Source organism: Hahella sp. NS-SX17, assembly GCF_057367735.1.
In genome coordinates this window covers 321022-336547 of record NZ_CM170632.1, presented here as the reverse complement: position 1 = coordinate 336547, position 15526 = coordinate 321022, and the positions used below count along the sequence as shown (strand labels likewise).

The 15526-nt window shown below is 54.5% G+C and carries 14 protein-coding genes; 8 read left to right on the top strand and 6 right to left on the bottom strand.

All coding sequences use genetic code 11. The features are described 5' to 3' along the window. Window positions 1-71 precede the first annotated feature (71 nt). The 3 genes from AC2IBB_RS01600 to AC2IBB_RS01590 are packed head-to-tail and all read right to left on the bottom strand — an operon-like array spanning window position 72 to window position 1632. Window positions 72-419, bottom strand: coding sequence for a hypothetical protein (locus AC2IBB_RS01600; RefSeq protein ID WP_486331171.1), 348 nt, complete (start codon window positions 417-419; stop codon window positions 72-74). Continuing rightward, window positions 397-876 carry a riboflavin biosynthesis intermediates N-glycosidase gene (gene ybiA / locus AC2IBB_RS01595; protein ID WP_486331170.1) on the bottom strand — a complete coding sequence of 160 codons (480 nt, stop codon included), beginning with the start codon at window positions 874-876 and terminating at the stop codon, window positions 397-399. Before ybiA ends, AC2IBB_RS01600 begins: the two co-directional genes overlap by 23 nt. A gap of 15 nt (window positions 877-891) precedes the next feature. Beyond that, window positions 892-1632: an NUDIX hydrolase gene (locus tag AC2IBB_RS01590; protein WP_486331169.1), complete on the bottom strand. Its 741-nt coding sequence runs from the start codon at window positions 1630-1632 to the stop codon at window positions 892-894. A gap of 124 nt (window positions 1633-1756) precedes the next feature. Between AC2IBB_RS01590 and pnuC the strand changes: the two genes are divergently transcribed. The 6 genes from pnuC to AC2IBB_RS01560 all read left to right on the top strand — a co-directional run bounded on the left by pnuC (window position 1757) and on the right by AC2IBB_RS01560 (window position 10035). Then, window positions 1757-2386, top strand: coding sequence for a nicotinamide riboside transporter PnuC (gene pnuC, locus AC2IBB_RS01585; RefSeq protein WP_486331168.1), 630 nt, complete (start codon window positions 1757-1759; stop codon window positions 2384-2386). Then, window positions 2379-3386: an AAA family ATPase gene (locus tag AC2IBB_RS01580; protein ID WP_486331167.1), complete on the top strand. Its 1008-nt coding sequence runs from the start codon at window positions 2379-2381 to the stop codon at window positions 3384-3386. Before pnuC ends, AC2IBB_RS01580 begins: the two co-directional genes overlap by 8 nt. Before the next feature lie 131 nt (window positions 3387-3517). Continuing rightward, window positions 3518-4591, top strand: coding sequence for a bifunctional nicotinamide-nucleotide adenylyltransferase/Nudix hydroxylase (locus tag AC2IBB_RS01575; protein WP_431687412.1), 1074 nt, complete (start codon window positions 3518-3520; stop codon window positions 4589-4591). Between the two features lie 81 nt (window positions 4592-4672). Then, window positions 4673-6052: a nicotinate phosphoribosyltransferase gene (locus AC2IBB_RS01570; RefSeq protein WP_486331166.1), complete on the top strand. Its 1380-nt coding sequence runs from the start codon at window positions 4673-4675 to the stop codon at window positions 6050-6052. Window positions 6053-6680: 628 nt separating this feature from the next. Beyond that, complete coding sequence (gene fusA, locus AC2IBB_RS01565; protein WP_486331165.1) at window positions 6681-8726, top strand: elongation factor G; 2046 nt, start codon at window positions 6681-6683, stop codon at window positions 8724-8726. A 382-nt stretch (window positions 8727-9108) separates the two neighbouring features. After that, window positions 9109-10035, top strand: coding sequence for a glutaminase (locus AC2IBB_RS01560; protein WP_486331164.1), 927 nt, complete (start codon window positions 9109-9111; stop codon window positions 10033-10035). Window positions 10036-10083: 48 nt separating this feature from the next. Here the strand turns inward: AC2IBB_RS01560 and nagA are convergent, their stop codons facing one another. The 3 genes from nagA to nagB are packed head-to-tail and all read right to left on the bottom strand — an operon-like array spanning window position 10084 to window position 12883. After that, a complete protein-coding gene (nagA, locus tag AC2IBB_RS01555) occupies window positions 10084-11223 on the bottom strand; it encodes an N-acetylglucosamine-6-phosphate deacetylase (RefSeq protein WP_486331163.1) in 1140 nt (379 codons plus the stop codon). Further along, window positions 11217-12098, bottom strand: a complete 882-nt coding sequence (locus tag AC2IBB_RS01550; RefSeq protein ID WP_486333912.1) for a glucosamine kinase nucleotide-binding domain-containing protein — start codon at window positions 12096-12098, stop codon at window positions 11217-11219. Before AC2IBB_RS01550 ends, nagA begins: the two co-directional genes overlap by 7 nt. Next, entirely contained in the window at window positions 12098-12883 is a 786-nt protein-coding gene (gene nagB / locus AC2IBB_RS01545; RefSeq protein ID WP_486331162.1) for a glucosamine-6-phosphate deaminase, read from the bottom strand. Before nagB ends, AC2IBB_RS01550 begins: the two co-directional genes overlap by 1 nt. A 292-nt stretch (window positions 12884-13175) precedes the next feature. On the opposite strand from nagB, the gene AC2IBB_RS01540 reads away from it, so the two are divergent. Together AC2IBB_RS01540 and AC2IBB_RS01535 are read left to right on the top strand one after the other, a co-directional pair. Next, on the top strand, window positions 13176-14450 hold the full coding sequence (locus tag AC2IBB_RS01540; RefSeq protein WP_486331161.1) for an ABC transporter substrate-binding protein: 1275 nt from the start codon (window positions 13176-13178) through the stop codon (window positions 14448-14450). Between the two features lie 142 nt (window positions 14451-14592). Next, window positions 14593-15522, top strand: coding sequence for a carbohydrate ABC transporter permease (locus AC2IBB_RS01535; protein WP_486331160.1), 930 nt, complete (start codon window positions 14593-14595; stop codon window positions 15520-15522). Window positions 15523-15526: the final 4 nt, after the last annotated feature.

Sequence of the window (15526 nt, the reverse complement as noted above, 5' to 3'; positions counted from 1 at the left end):
TATCAAACACTGATATGAAATAACGGGCCTGCAAGAACGCCCGTAGTCGATTCGCATGATAGGTTTTTTATCTATTCGTCTCTATAAGTTGCGATAACTTCAATACTGCCAATAATATGATCATTGAACTCTTCCAATTGCTCCGCTGGAATCCAATATTCCGCGTGTTCTTTACCGCCGACGACTTTGACGTCGAACTGGCTCAGGTATTCCGCATCCACGTCGAAACGAGTGACGTAACCCACGCCGGAGTCTTTGACGTTCCAGTCCCGGGCGATTTGACGGGCGTAGTCTTCGTTACAGACCGGGTAGAAAATGGGCTGCTCCGGCAGACGCGGGGGCCAGCGTTTGAAACCGCTGGCTTCCACCAGCGCCAGCTCATTCGGGCCTGTGGGTCTAAATAAAGTGACCGTTTTCATATTTGCTCTTACCTTGTCGAATTGCGTCGCGCACTTCCATCAGAATTTTTCCCAGCATATTCAGGCCGCTCCCGTCGCCGCCGTCCGCCCAATAACGGTCATTGGCGGTATGCTCGACCAACTCGGCGTCGCCGGTTTCCAACAGTATAGAAGTCAGTTTTTCATGCTGGACGAATTTGGCCATGACCGCTTCGCGCATGATGTCGTCTTTGACAGCTTCCCAATCCGGTCGCAAAGGGCGCGTACGCTCACGTCCCATATTGGCGGCCTCCATGGGTTTTGACGCCATGCGTACGGCTTCTTCGTGTTCAGTGCCTGCGAATTTCTGCGCCTGAAAATAATGTTCGGACGTAGGCCAGCGCTTGTCTTTCAAGTAAACCGGATCGCGGGAGAAATTGGAAAAGCATCCGTATTCGCCGTTGGTCAGGTAAAAGTTAATGGTTTTCTTCTCAGTCATTACATCTCTCCGACGTTAACTGCGCGGTCCTTCGATGGTTCTGGGGAAGAAATGATTCTCCACGCCGCGCTTGAGTCGATACAGTTTTGCAGGTCGGTTGCTGCCGGTGCGCATGGCGCCGCTTTCCTCCAGAATATCCGCATCCAGGATGCGGCGACGGAAGGACTTTTTCTCCACCTCGTTGCCCAGAATCACTTCGAATACTTTCTGCAGCTCCGTCAGCGTAAATTCCTCAGGCAGCAAGTGAATCGGCAGCGCCGTGTATTGCACCTTGCTGGTCAGCCGTTCGCGACACAGGCGCAGAATCTCGTTGTGATCAAACGCCAATTTATAGTCGCTTAAGACTTCGGTTACCGGAACCCAGCGTGTTTCTTCTTTGGCGCCTTTGGGATCGACATCGATTTCCTCATGGGCGACCAGGGCGAAGTACACCACTGTCACTGACCAGCCACGGGGGTCTCTTTGCTTACCGCCGAAGGTGGCGACCTGCTCCAGATAGGGGCTTTTTACCCCGGTTTTTTCCACTAATTTCCGATGAGCGGTGTCTTCGAGGACAGCGTCTTTCTTCAGGTCAATAAACCCGCCCGGCAGCGCCCACTTATCCCTGGCGGGATGTTGCGAGCGCTTCACCAGCAACACTTCAAGTTGCTGTTCCCTGAGCTTGAATATCGCCATATCAACAGAAGACAAAGGTACTTCGTAATCGTGAATGTTGTAGGCGGCGAGAAAGTCTTTTTCTGAGGCGTAATCTTGCATAACCTGAAAAACGTACTAATATTAGTGGCATTAGGCCACTAATATTAGCGGCCCCGGGTGGTGGTGTCAAAACAGACGCTATCGCTTTAACAATAAAAGCATATCCAAATTCCAGAGTAATACCATGGACATACAATCCTTTTTGGTCGGCTTCTTCGGCGGCTCCGCGATAGAAATCATCGCATGCCTGGCGGGCTTTATCTGCGTGTTCTTGATCATTCGGCGCAATATCTGGTGCTGGCCCATCGGGTTGGTGCAGGTGGTGCTGTATATGATTGTGTTTTATGACGCCAAGCTGTATTCCGATTTCATACTTCATGGCATTTATGTGGTGATGCAGTTTTATGGTTGGTGGTTTTGGCTCCAGGGAAGAGGGCGGGACGATGATTTAATAGTATTGCCCACCCCGCCAACGATGATGCTGTTATGGGTGGCGGTCGCTATTACTGGCAGCTTTGTCCTGGGTTATGTCATGTCTACCTACACCGACGCCTCCTTGCCTTATCCAGATGCATTCACCACGGTCGCCAGTCTGGTGGCGCAATGGTTGCTGTCCAGACGCCAATTGATCAACTGGGGCTTTTGGATTGCCGTAGACATCGTCGCCATTGGCGTGTATTGGCAGAAAGGTCTGTACCCTACCACCGTTTTGTATACGGCCTTTCTGGTCATGGCGAGTACTGGCTTATTTGTCTGGTGGCGCCGCTATCAAACCCAGACACTGGAGATGAAGGCGGACTATGCAAATGCCTGAGTATATTGTAGGGCGCAGGGTTGGCTTAACTCTAGGGAAGTTCGCGCCGCTGCACAAAGGGCATCAGTATCTGATTGAACAGGCGCTGGAGCAGGTGGATCACCTGCTGGTGATGATTTACGGCTGTCCAGATGTGATTGATGTTCCGCTGGAACGGCGAGCGTCCTGGATTAAAACACTGTACCCGCAAGCGGAAGTCATTCTGGCGCCGGATGGACCTCAGGAAGTGGGCGATACGCCGGAAATATGTCGGAAGCAGGAGGACTACATCGGGCAATGCCTGGCTGGCAGACGGGTGACTCATTTTTTCTGCAGTGAATTCTACGGCGATCATGTCAGTCGTTATCTCAACGCGCAGGACTGTCGCGTGGATGAAGCCAGAAAGATCGTACCTATCTCCGCTACTCAGGTGCGTAATAACCCCTTCGCCGCCCGAGACTGGCTGCATCCGCTGGTGTACCGGGACCTGGTGAAGAAAGTGGTGTTTCTGGGAGCGCCGTCAACCGGTAAAACCACGTTAGCGCAGGCGATGGCGGCGCGCTTTAATACGCAATGGATGCCGGAGTACGGACGGGAGTATTGGGAGGAAAATCAGATTGAGAGACGTCTGACCCCCGAGCAACTGGTGGAGATCGCAGAAGGTCATCTGCAGCGGGAGGATAACCTGCTGCTGGATAGCCATTGTTATTTGTTTGTAGACACCAATGCCCTGACGACGCGTCATTTTGCTCATTACTATCACGGCTTCGCTTTGCCCGAGCTGGAGCGCCTGGCGGATGTGGCGGCGCAGCGCTATGACTATGTGTTTCTGTGCGCTGACGACATCCCCTACGAAGATACCTGGGATCGTTCAGGGGAAGTGAATCGCGGAGATTTTCAGCGGGAAATCATTGCGGAGCTGGAGCGCAGAAAGATTGATTTTGTGCTGTTGGAAGGCGATGTGGAAGCGAGAATCCGGCAGGTCACGAAAGTTCTGAAAGAGGATAAAAAAAGCGCTTGACCACATAGTGGCATTATGACACTATGTGTCCATCGACAGGGTTCATGGGACTCATGAATCCACGGAGAAAAAGATTTAAGCGGACCTGGAAAGACCGGGTTCCCGTCAACCACAGCAAGGAGATTGCTGATATGCAAAATTTCGAATACGACTTTTTAGTATTTATCGGACGTTTCCAGCCCTTTCATCGCGGCCACCTGGCGGTGATTGAACAGGGACTGCGTAAAGCGCGTCAAATGATCGTCTTATGCGGATCGGCGCATCAGCCCCGCTCCACACGCAACCCCTGGAGCGTCAGCGAACGCGAAGACATGGTGCGCAGCGCCCTCAGCAAAGAAAATAGCCAACGCGTACATATCGCGCCGCTGATGGACATTGTCTACAACGATGAGATCTGGGTCAGAAACGTACAGTCCACAGTTCAGGGACTGGTCACCGCTCATCACGGTATGCCGCACAAATCCGCCAAGGTGGGTTTGATTGGCCACAGCAAGGACCACAGCTCTTTCTACCTGAAGCTGTTCCCTCAATGGGGGAATGTTGAAGTAGAAAACGTGGATGGCATCAGCGCCACGCCGGTGAGAGAAGCGATTTTCGGCGTTAACCAGACGGATCGTCGCGGTGGTTTGAATTATCTGGATAGCGACGAAGCCGCGCAGGTGTTGCCGACAGCGGTGCGGGAGAAACTGGCGAAATTCTGTCTCAGCGAAGACTATGAGGAAATCAAATACGAACATGATTTCATCGCCAAGTACAAACGCGCCTGGAGCGCCGCGCCCTATGCGCCCACTTTTGTAACGGTCGATGCAGTTATCGTACAAAGCGGACATGTGTTGCTGGTGGAGCGCAAAGCGCGTCCCGGTAAAGGGTTGTTAGCGTTGCCGGGAGGCTTCGTAGATCAGAATGAAAAATTACTGGATGCATGCCTGAGAGAGTTGCGGGAAGAAACCCGACTGAAAGTGCCAGCGCCGGTGTTGAGGGGCTCAATCAAAGCGCAGCAAGTGTTCGATGATCCTCATCGTTCAGCCAGAGGACGCACTATCACTCATGCATTTCACATTGAGCTGGAGCCAAGCAGCGAGCTGCCGAAAGTGAAAGGCGGCGATGACGCCAGACAGGCCATGTGGGTGCCCCTGGCGGAACTGGACCCAGGCAAATTATATGAAGATCACTACTTCATCATTCAGGAAATGACCGGTATCTAACCGGAAAATTATTAAGACAAACGAGGGACGCGGATAGACCGCAACACCCTTTACCCAAACATTGACCGGAGGATTTCCGTCATGAAAAACAGCATTATCTTAAACGTAGATTCTTACAAAACCTCTCACTACCTGCAGTATCCGGCTGGCGCCACGCAGGTTTCCAGCTACATCGAATCACGGGGCGGCGCGTTTGAAAAAGCGGTGTTCTTCGGCTTGCAGATGTTCATCAAAGAATACCTGACCAAGCCGATTACCGCGGACGATATCGAAGAAGCCAAGCTGGTGTATCAAGCCCACGGCGTACCCTTCAATGAAGAAGGCTGGCGCTATATTCTGGATAAACACGAGGGTTATCTGCCGATAGAAATCCAGGCTGCGCCGGAAGGGACTGTCATGGATGTGAAAAACGTGATGGTGCAGGTGATCAACACTGACCGCAACTGCGCCTGGTTGACCAGCTATGTGGAAACGGCTTTGTTGAGAGCGGTCTGGTATCCAACTACGGTCGCTACCGTATCCTGGAGCTGCCGCAACATCATCAAGCGTTACCTGGAAGAAACGGCGGACACTATCGAAGGATTGCCATTCAAACTGCACGACTTCGGCGCTCGCGGCGCGAGTTCTGAAGAAACCGCAGCGATTGGCGGGGCCGCTCATTTGGTGAACTTCATGGGTACTGACACCGTTAGCGGCATCATGGCGGCGAGACGTTATTACGGCGCTGATATGGCGGGTTTCTCAATCCCTGCGGCGGAACACAGCACCATTACCAGCTGGGGCAAAGAAGCGGAAGTGGACGCCTACGCCAACATGCTGGAGCAGTTCGCCGAGCCTGGCAAACTGGTGGCGGTGGTCAGCGACTCTTATGACTTGTGGAACGCTATTGACAACCTCTGGGGCGAAGCGTTGAAAACCAAGATTGAGCGCAGCGGCGGCACCTTGGTGGTGCGTCCTGACAGTGGCGATCCTGTCGCGATTGTGACCGAAACCATTGAACGACTGATGCGGAAATTCGGCTTCACCGTCAACAGCAAAGGATATCGGGTATTGCCGGCGTGCATCCGGGTGATTCAAGGCGACGGCATCTCTTTGCACACGATCGAAGCCATTCTGGCGGCGATGAAAGCGCGCAAGCAAAGCGCTGAAAATATTGCTTTCGGCATGGGTGGAGAGCTGTTGCAGAAGGTGAACCGGGATACGTTGAAATTCGCCATGAAGGCCTCTGCGATATGCGTGAAAGGCATCTGGAGAGATGTTTACAAAGACCCCATCACTGATCAGGGCAAGCGTTCTAAAAAAGGACTTCTGGCGCTGGTTAAAGATCTGGATGGCGGCTTTCAGACAGTGCGCCGGCAGGACCTGGGTAATCGGGAAGATCAACTGGTCACCGTTTTCCGTAATGGCGACCTGATGAAGGAATGGACCTTCGACGAAGTTAGGGCCAACGCAGCGCGATAAGCCCGTCGCTACAGCGGAGTCGGCTTTCCGGCTCCGCTTTCTGCGTTTCTGGACGTTGTCATTTTCTCGATAAAAGCGGATTGAATACTAAACAAAGGCTTGTTAATATCCGCGCCCACTAAACGAATTTATCTGAAGAGCAAGGTTATGACATTCACCACTACCAGCATCAGCGGCCGTGTCGGAGCGATCACCATCGTTCGCGACAGCGCGTGCATTTTGGTATTGAAGTCATAGCCTTCGCTATAGCTGGCGGAGGCGTATAGGCCTCCGGTTGCAGTGTGAAAAAGCCCCGGTAGGCCTCCGCCTCCCGGGGTTTTTTCGTTTTCGGTTCCGAAAAATTTCGGACGCTTATTCAACATCGCCAAGCAATGGTTTCGTTATGAGAACTTACGACAAGTACATCGCAGCAATAGTCCCAGCCCAAGGGCCGGAGTTCTCGCGCCTATCCCTTGGTGCTTCCACTTTTTCCACGCTTGTTCGTCCTTTGGGTAAGCGCGGAACGCCAAAAGACCGGGAAACAACTTAACGCTCCCATGACGCCTCTTGCGCCCCGGGAGTAAAACCTTCCGGGCGTAGTCAGAAAAACCTGTCCGGAAGAAAGATTTCAGGTTTTCAGAGGTTTGTTATGAAACTTCAAAAGTTAAGAAATATCGGCATCATCGCTCACGTTGACGCAGGCAAAACCACCCTGACCGAAAGGTTGCTGCACTTCACTGGCGCTCTGCACAGCATGGGCGAAGTGCATCACGGCGGAACCGTCACCGATCATATGGTTCAGGAACGCCAACGAGGCATCACTATCGCCAGCGCGGCGGTTACAGTGGGTTGGCGGGATCATCGCATCAATATTATTGATACGCCTGGTCACATCGATTTCAACATCGAAGTGAATCGCTCGTTGCGCGTGTTGGACGGCGCAGTCGTGGTTTTCGACTCTGTAGCCGGCGTTGAGCCGCAATCGGAAACCAACTGGCGATTGGCGGATCAGTACGGCGTGCCGCGAATATGTCTGGTCAATAAAATGGACCGCGTCGGCGCGGACTATTTACGCGTGGTGAATATGATTAGCGAACGGCTTGGCGCCAGGCCGCTGGTGGTTCACTTGCCGGTGTTTGTCGAAGAAATCTATGTCGGTTTAATCGATTTGACGACCATGACCCTGCATCGCTGGAACACGGATGACGGCTGGAAATATTCGTCCGAAGACATTACGCCTGAGTACCAGAAACAGGCCGAGCAATATCGGGCGCAACTGGAAGAAACTCTGGTTGAGCTGGATGATGAACTCCTGGAAGGCTGGCTCAATGGCGCCGCCTTGCAGACTGATGATCTGCGACGACTGATTCGTCAGGGCGTTGTCAGTGGCGCATTCGTTCCTGTGTTGTGCGCGTCTGCATTCAAGAACAAAGGCGTGCAGATGGTGCTGGACGCGGTGGTTGACTACCTGCCTTCGCCGCAGGACGTGAAAGGCGTGGAAACCGTCGATGGCGCTCAGGTTGTGGAAGCGGACATCGAAGGCGCATTTGCTGCATTGGCCTTTAAAGTGGTGAACGATAAACACGGCGCTTTGACGTATGCTCGGGTTTATCGGGGATCGCTTGCAGCAGGCTCTCGGGTGTTGAACGCCAATGTTGGTCAATATGAACGCATTGGCCGCATATACGAAATGCACGCGGACCGTAAAGTGGCGCGAGACCGCATCGGCGCCGGCGACATCGTGGCGCTGGTTGGCATGAAGCACACGCAGACCGGCGATACATTGTGCGCCCCGGAAGCGCCTTTGGTGCTGGAGCGCATCAGTGCGCCGGAACCGGTTATGGATATCGTGATCGAGCCTAAATCCAGGCAGGATCAGGATCGTCTGGGTGACGCATTGCGCGCCATTGTCGGCGAAGATCCCAGCCTGCGCCTCAGCACGGGCGCGGCAGGAGAAACGCTGGTGTCAGGCATGGGTGAACTGCACTTGGAAATAGTGGTGGATCGGCTACAAACGGACTTCGACATCGCTGTGACTGTTGGACGTCCGCAAGTGGCGTACCGGGAGACGATCACGCAACTGGCTGCTGTGGACTATGTCTACAAAAAGCAAAAAGGCGGACCCGGTCAGTTCGCGGAAGTGCGCATGCGCTTTGAACCCATCGCCGGCGACGGCATTGAGTTTGAAAGCCAGATTGTCGGCGCGGCCATCCCGCGGGAATACATTCCCGCAGTGGAAGACGGCGTCAGACAGGCTGCGCGCTCCGGCATATTGGGCGGTTATCCCAGCGGCGGCTTCAAGGCGGTGTTGCTGGACGGCTCCTACCACGCGCAGGATTCGTCACAGCTGGCGTTCAGCGTTGCAGGACGGGAATCCTTCAAGGAAGCCATGGCGCAGGCCGCGCCCAGGCTGTTGGAACCCGTAATGGCGGTTGAGATTGTGACGCCTCGCGACCACGTCGGCGACTGTATTGGCGACCTCATGCGACGTCGCGGTTCGATCCTCGACCAAGCGGACCGAGGCGACGCCTGCGTCATCAACGCGGAAGCGCCGCTGGCGGAAATGTTCGGCTATATCGGCGACCTGCGCACTATGACGGCAGGGCGAGCCAGTTTCTCCATGACGTTTTCGCACTATGCGGAAACGCCACAGGGAGTCGCCGACTCGGTCCTTGCTCATCAGACAGACAAATAATAGTTTCCATCTATTTGTCTGCAATGACAGCGCCTGCACAGGTCAGGCCCTGTCTCCCGTGGCTGGCCGCCGTGCAGGCGCATCCATGCGCCGGACTATTAACATGCCAATATCATTGCCATGTTAATAACGCCGATTGACCTTGCTCGTCCTGGTCCAACTGTGTTCTATAGCCAAAAGGGGCCTGAAGTTATTCCGGGCCCTTGTTTTTCTTTCCCTTCTGTTTGTGAGTCGCCCGATTTATAGTCAATACTGGCAATGATTCAACCTGGGACTTAGCATAAGTTAAGCGCCCGGCACTGCGTACATCCGCGCATTGTCTGGGCTGGATGCGGCGCCTATATTTTTCGGCCCGGCACATTAATCAGACATTGCTGAGTCCATGAAGTTACAGAAGTCCGAACTCCCCGAATTGCTTGAGCGTATTTATTCCGAGGTGACGCCTTTGTATGGCGTAGGTAAGACGGCGGATTATATTCCTCCGTTATCGCAGGTGAATCCCCGTCAGTTCGGCATGGCGATCCGCTTTGTTGATGGCGATGAATTTACGGTGGGTCAAGCCTCGACGCCTTTTTCCATTCAGAGTATCTCCAAACTGTTCGCCCTGATGCTGGCCCTGGATATTGTGGGTGATGATTTGTGGAAGCGGGTGGGGCGCGAACCCTCCGGTATGCGCTTCAACTCGTTGTTACAGCTGGAGAATGAAAACGGCGTTCCGCGCAATCCTTTTATCAACGCCGGCGCCATTGTGGTGACGGACACCATCGTTAATCACAGCGCGTCACCGGTAAAACGTCTGGAGCAATTCATGGCGTCGCTGTCCGGCAATGTGTTCAACCGCTACGATCCGGAAGTCTATGTTGCGGAAGCGCGCACCGGGTATCGCAACGCCGCCATCGCTAACTTGCTCAAGGCGTTAGGCAATTTGGAAGGTGAAGTGGATGTAGTGCTCGACAGCTACTACAAGCAGTGTTCGATGACCATGAGCTGCCTGGATCTGGCGCGCGCTACCGAGAGTCTGGCGAATAAAGGCAAATCCAGCTTTCGCACTCAGTTTCATGGTGAACGCATGGACAAGCGGGTCAACGCCTTGATGCTGACTTGTGGTTTGTACGACGCCGCCGGTAATTTCGCCTATCAGGTGGGCCTGCCGGCCAAGAGCGGCGTGGGAGGAGGCATTGTTGCGGTGCTGCCTGGCTATTTTTCCGTTGCGGTGTGGTCGCCGGAACTGGATAGCTATGGCAACTCGGTATTGGGCCAGAAGGCGCTGGAGTTACTGACTCATTACACCAGCAGTTCTATCTTCTGACAGTGCGTCTTTGAATCGTCGGGGCGTTCGCGCGACGCTTCGGCGAAACTAATTCCCTTTCCCGCCGATCCAGGTTCCCTCGACTTCTAATTGGTCATTCAACAATACCAGATCGGCGCGGTAACCCGGCGCAATTCGGCCGTACTCGTCATCAATGCCCAGAAACTGCGCAGGGTATAGTGACGCCATGCGCAGCGCTTCCTCCATATTCAGGCCAACGGCGCTGACCGTGTTGCGGACGGCGGTGGCCATATCCAGATCGGAGCCAGCCAGTACGCCTTGCTCCGTCGCCAGACGTCCACTGCTGCGCACGAGTTTCTCCCCCAATAATTCGAACTCCTCGCCCGGCATGCCGACGGAATGCATAGCGTCGGTGACCAGCATGATTTTTCCGTGAGTTTTGGCGCGAATCGCGATACGCATGGTGGCGGGATGCACATGATGATTGTCCGCAATCAGTCCGCACCAACTGTTGGCGTCGTCCAGTGCGGCGCCGACGACGCCCGGGTCGCGATTACGCAGCGGCGTCATGGCGTTGAACAGATGGGTAAAGCCGGTAGCGCCTTCCGCCAACGCCTGATGCACTTGTTCGTAACTGGCGGCGGTGTGTCCTAGACAGACAAGAACGCCGCGTTCCCGCAACTTGCTGATAAATCCTTGTGGGACTTTTTCCGGCGCCAGAGTGACGATGGTCTTACCTATGTCACCCAGGCTGCTGAGCAACTGCAGAGCGTCAGTTTCCGGCTCGCGTATGATGGACTCTCTGTGTACGCCTTTGCGGGCGGCGTTCAGATACGGCCCTTCCAGATGAATGCCCAGTATCCCGGGCGCGCCTTCCCGCAAAGTCGCCTCCACAGCGTTGACCGCCGCTTCCATTTTGTCACGGGTGTCGGTGATCAAGGTGGGCATGAAGGCGGTAGTGCCGTAGCGTCGGTGCGCGGCACCCATTTCACGCAGGACCGCAGGGCAGGGGTTGTCGTTGAACAAGGCGCCGCCGCCGCCGTTGACCTGGACGTCGATATAACCGGGCGCCAGCAGCATCCCGTTGAGAGAAATGCGCGCCGCATCGGCGGGAATCTGGTGTGCGGGCGTAATGCTGTGAATGCGTCCGCCTTCGATAATTAACGCTTGCTGCGTGAGTATAGTCTCACCGGTGAAAATCCGGCCTTCAGTTAAGGCTGTTAGCATTCGCTTGTCTCAGACTTCTGTTTAATCAGTAGAATGGCGCCGTCCAGCGCATCCCCTTGGGGAGACGTTAGATAGGGTTTGATGTCCTGCGGCAACCAGGGGTCAATGACTTCGCTCAGACCGCCCATGATGCAGACGGCGGGCGCGCCCAGATTGATGAGACCGCGAATCATCAAGACAGCTTCCTCTGCGGTTTTCGCCAGTAGCTGCGCGGCGATGGGGTCATCCTGACGGGCGAACTCAAAAACCAGGGGCGCAAACGCGGCGTAATCTCTTGGTTTGGCCTGATCCATCCAGGCCACGACGTTTTCCTGACTATCGTCAAAGCGCTTCATGACTGCATTGGTCAGGGCCGATGCGGGCTGCAGGCGCTCAAACGCCAACAGGGAGCGCCGGAGCGTATTCAGACCGAGCCAGGCCCCGCTGCCGCAATCCGATACCGGAAAACCCCAGCCCCCTAACAAATGAAACTCGTGATCTATGATGGCCACCGCGCAAGAGCCGGTGCCCATGATCAGTATTCCGCCGTCACTCCCCTTGAAAGCGCCCAGACAGGCGGTGTGTGCGTCCGTGTGTAGCGCCAGATCCGCGAAGGGGTGGGGATGGTTCAATACCAGTTCCCGCTCTTTTTTCTGCGCGACGCCAGCCAGGCCAAAACCCGCATGAATAGAGGGTAGCGCGCTGTCGTCAAGGTCGGCCGCCGCCAATGCCTGGCGGGTGGCCAGCATAATGTTGGCGTAGGCGAAGTCAAGCCCCAGGCGGGGATTGGCGCCGCCGGCAAAGCCTTCTCCAAGGACGCGGCCATTCGCGTCGCAGAGGCGCGCCCGGCAGGAAGTGCCGCCGCCGTCGACGCCAAGGTACATAGGTTGCTGCATCACAAGTAGGCCCCCTGCACCCGTAAAGTTTCGCTTTGCACCCAACGATAATAGTCGATCAACTCCAGTTTGGAGGCGGCTTCCGTGTCCACGATCACCAGCGCGGAGGCATGCATTTGCAAGGCGGAAGCCGGGTGCATGGCGCTGATTGGCCCTTCCACCATGGCTTTGACTGCATCCGCTTTGGCGGCGCCCGCCGCCAGCAGCATGACTTTGCGCGCATCCAGAATGGTGCCGATGCCCATGGTGATGGCCAGATGCGGTTGTTCCTCATCCACAGAGAAAAAGCGGCTGTTATCGCGGATGGTTTCCTGGGTGAGGGTCTTGGCGCGGGTGCGGGAGCTTAGACTGGAAGTGGGCTCATTAAAGCCGATATGGCCATTGCGGCCCAATCCCAGTATCTGTAGATCTATACCGCCGGCGCTAAGGATCTTGTCTTCATAGGCCTGGGATTCCGCAATGGGGTCGCCCAGGCCTACCGGGATATGAGTATTCTCGGGAAGAATGTCGATGTGATCGAATAATTGCTTCTGCATGAAGCTACGGTAGCTCTGTGGATGTCCAGGGGCAATACCAATGTATTCGTCCAAATTGAAGGTGCGTACCTGACGGAAGCTCACCTCTCCCTGCTGGCGCCGCTGAATCAAGTGTGCATACAATGCAATGGGCGTGCTGCCAGTGGCCAGACCCAAGACCGCAGCCGGTTTGTCCTGTAATAAACGAACGCACTGTTCAGCGCCCATCCGGGCCACTGCTTCCGGGGAATCTGCGATGATGACGCGCATAAGATCTCCTGCTGACTCAACGCCCTCTGAGGCGAGCGTTCGGGACGTTTGATCGAAACAATACCTTTTTAATACCATTAATATAATAAGCGCACATGCGGACGAATAACAGCCCCAAATTTAGATAAAGGCGCCATTTTTGGACAAAGGTATTAAATTTCAGCGCTAGGAAGACTTGATTACCACTTTGCAATGGGTTTATATTGGTATTGTCAAATAAAAATACCAATTATTCTCCGGTATTGAGTACGAGCTGTTGAATCACTAACAACCTCTATGGGAGAAACAAGCGATGAGCTTTTTAACAATAAAGGGTGCGTTTCGCCAAGCGGCGAAAATCGGGTTGGGCGTTTTCGCCCTGTCGGCATTAACCGTGGAGGCTGGCGACAAGCTGGTCATCGAAAGCTGGCGCAACGACGACGCCAAAGTCTGGAACGACGTTATCATTCCCGCCTTCAATAAAAGTCACCCCGATATCAAAGTCACTTTTACCCCTACACCTCCCGCAGATTACAACTCGGCTCTACAGGCTAAACTTCAGGCGGGCACCGCGGGCGATCTGATCACCTGCCGTCCGTTCGACGTTTCCCTGGCTCTTTACCAGAAGGGCAATCTGGAGAAGTTGAATGGTCTTGAAGGAATGGACAGTTTCCCGGATGTCGCCAAAACGGCGTGGTCCACTGACGATGGCAAAGACGTGTTCTGTTTGCCTATGGCCTCAGTTATTCATGGCTATATCTACAATAAGGAAATTTTCAAAGAGCTTGGCTTATCCGTACCTAAGACGGAGTCTGAGTTTTTCAAAGTACTTGAAAAGATCAAGGATGAGTCCCGTTACACGCCCCTGGTAATGGGGACGGCGGATCAGTGGGAAGCCGCCACCATGGGCTTCCAGAATGTAGGCCCTAACTACTGGAAAGGGGAGGAGGGCCGCAAAGCTCTGATCGAAGGCAAAGAAAAGCTGACCGATCCTGAATACGTGCAGGTATGGGAGCATCTGGCCAAGTGGAAGCCTTTCCTTGGGCGCGGTTATCAAGCACAGAAATATGCGGATTCGCAAAACCTGTTCACCCTGGGCCGCGGTGCGATTTACCCAGCCGGTTCCTGGGATATCACCACCTTCAATGAGCAGGCTGACTTTCAGTTCGGCGCCTTTCCTCCGCCAACGCCCGATGGGCAGAAAACCTGCTACATCAGCGATCATACTGATATCGGCATGGGCCTGAACGCAGCGTCCGCCAACAAAAAAGAAGCGCGTATCTTCCTGTCCTGGATGGCGGGGCCCGAATTTGCGGAACTGTACGCCAATCAACTGCCCGGCTTCTTTCCTCTGGGCAATCACAAAATCTCCATCAAAGATCCGGTGGCGAGCGAATTCCTGAGCTGGCGCAATCAGTGCGAGCAGACCATTCGCAACTCCTACCAGATCCTGTCTCGCGGTACGCCCAATATGGAGAATCAGCTTTGGAACGTGACGGTACAAGTGCTTAACGGCTCCATGGCTCCCAAAGCGGCGGCTGAAGAAGTCGAGAAGGGCCTGAAAGCCTGGTATCAACCGCACATGTAATCTTCCTCAAGAGAAGACCTCGCCCCGTCGCTCCAGTTGTGGAGCGACGGGCGCATAATGAACACAGCCGCAGACGCTTTATCGCCTGTGCAAAGGCAAACCGGGGCGGACTTCCGTCTCTCACCGGCTTGGTGTAGCGATTATGACTCACTCTGATATACGCAAACCTTTTCCCTGGCATATCCTGGTCTTTCTAGCGCCTGGACTGCTGATTTATTTGACCGTCAGCGTATACCCGTTGCTGGATACGCTAAGGCTGGGCTTTTTCAGTGAAGACGAAAGCGGCGCCACCTTCTTTGTCGGTATGCAGAATTACGCCAATCTCCTGTTCAGCGAGATATGGTCGGAACCGTTCTGGAACGCCCTGAAAAACAACTTAATGTTCTTCGTCATTCACATGCTGCTGCAGAACCCGATTGGTCTGCTGCTGGCGCTGTTATTGAGTTCTCCGCGGCTGCGTCTGAGCGGAACCTACCGCACCCTGCTGTTCATGCCGACCATGCTGTCGGTGGTGATAGTCGGCTTCGTGTGGCAGTTACTGTTGAGTCCGCTGTGGGGCATATCCGAAGACTTCATGTACAACATTGGGCTGGGTGATTATTTCGACGCCTGGCTTGGGAAAGAAGGAACGGCGTTAGTTACGTTGTCGCTGATTTCCGTGTGGCAGTTTGTTGGTATCCCCATGATGCTGATATACGCCGCATTGCTGAATATCCCCGAGGACCTCAATGACGCTGGCGTGGTGGATGGCGCTAACAGCTGGCAGATCTTCTGGAATATCAAACTGCCGTTGCTGCTGCCGACCATCAGCATGGTGTCGATACTGACTTTCGTCGCTAACTTCAACGCCTTTGAATTGATCTACGCCGTGAAAGGCGCGCTGGCTGGCCCCAATTTCTCCACGGACATCATGGGCACTCTGTTCTACCGCACTTTCTTCGGCTTCCAGCTTCAGCAGGGTAGCCCCACCATGGGCGCAGCGGTGGCGACGTTGATGTTTCTGATCATTCTTATCGGCGTGGCGATTTATCTGTTCTTCGTACAACGGCGCATCCAGCGCTTCCAACTGTAACGCG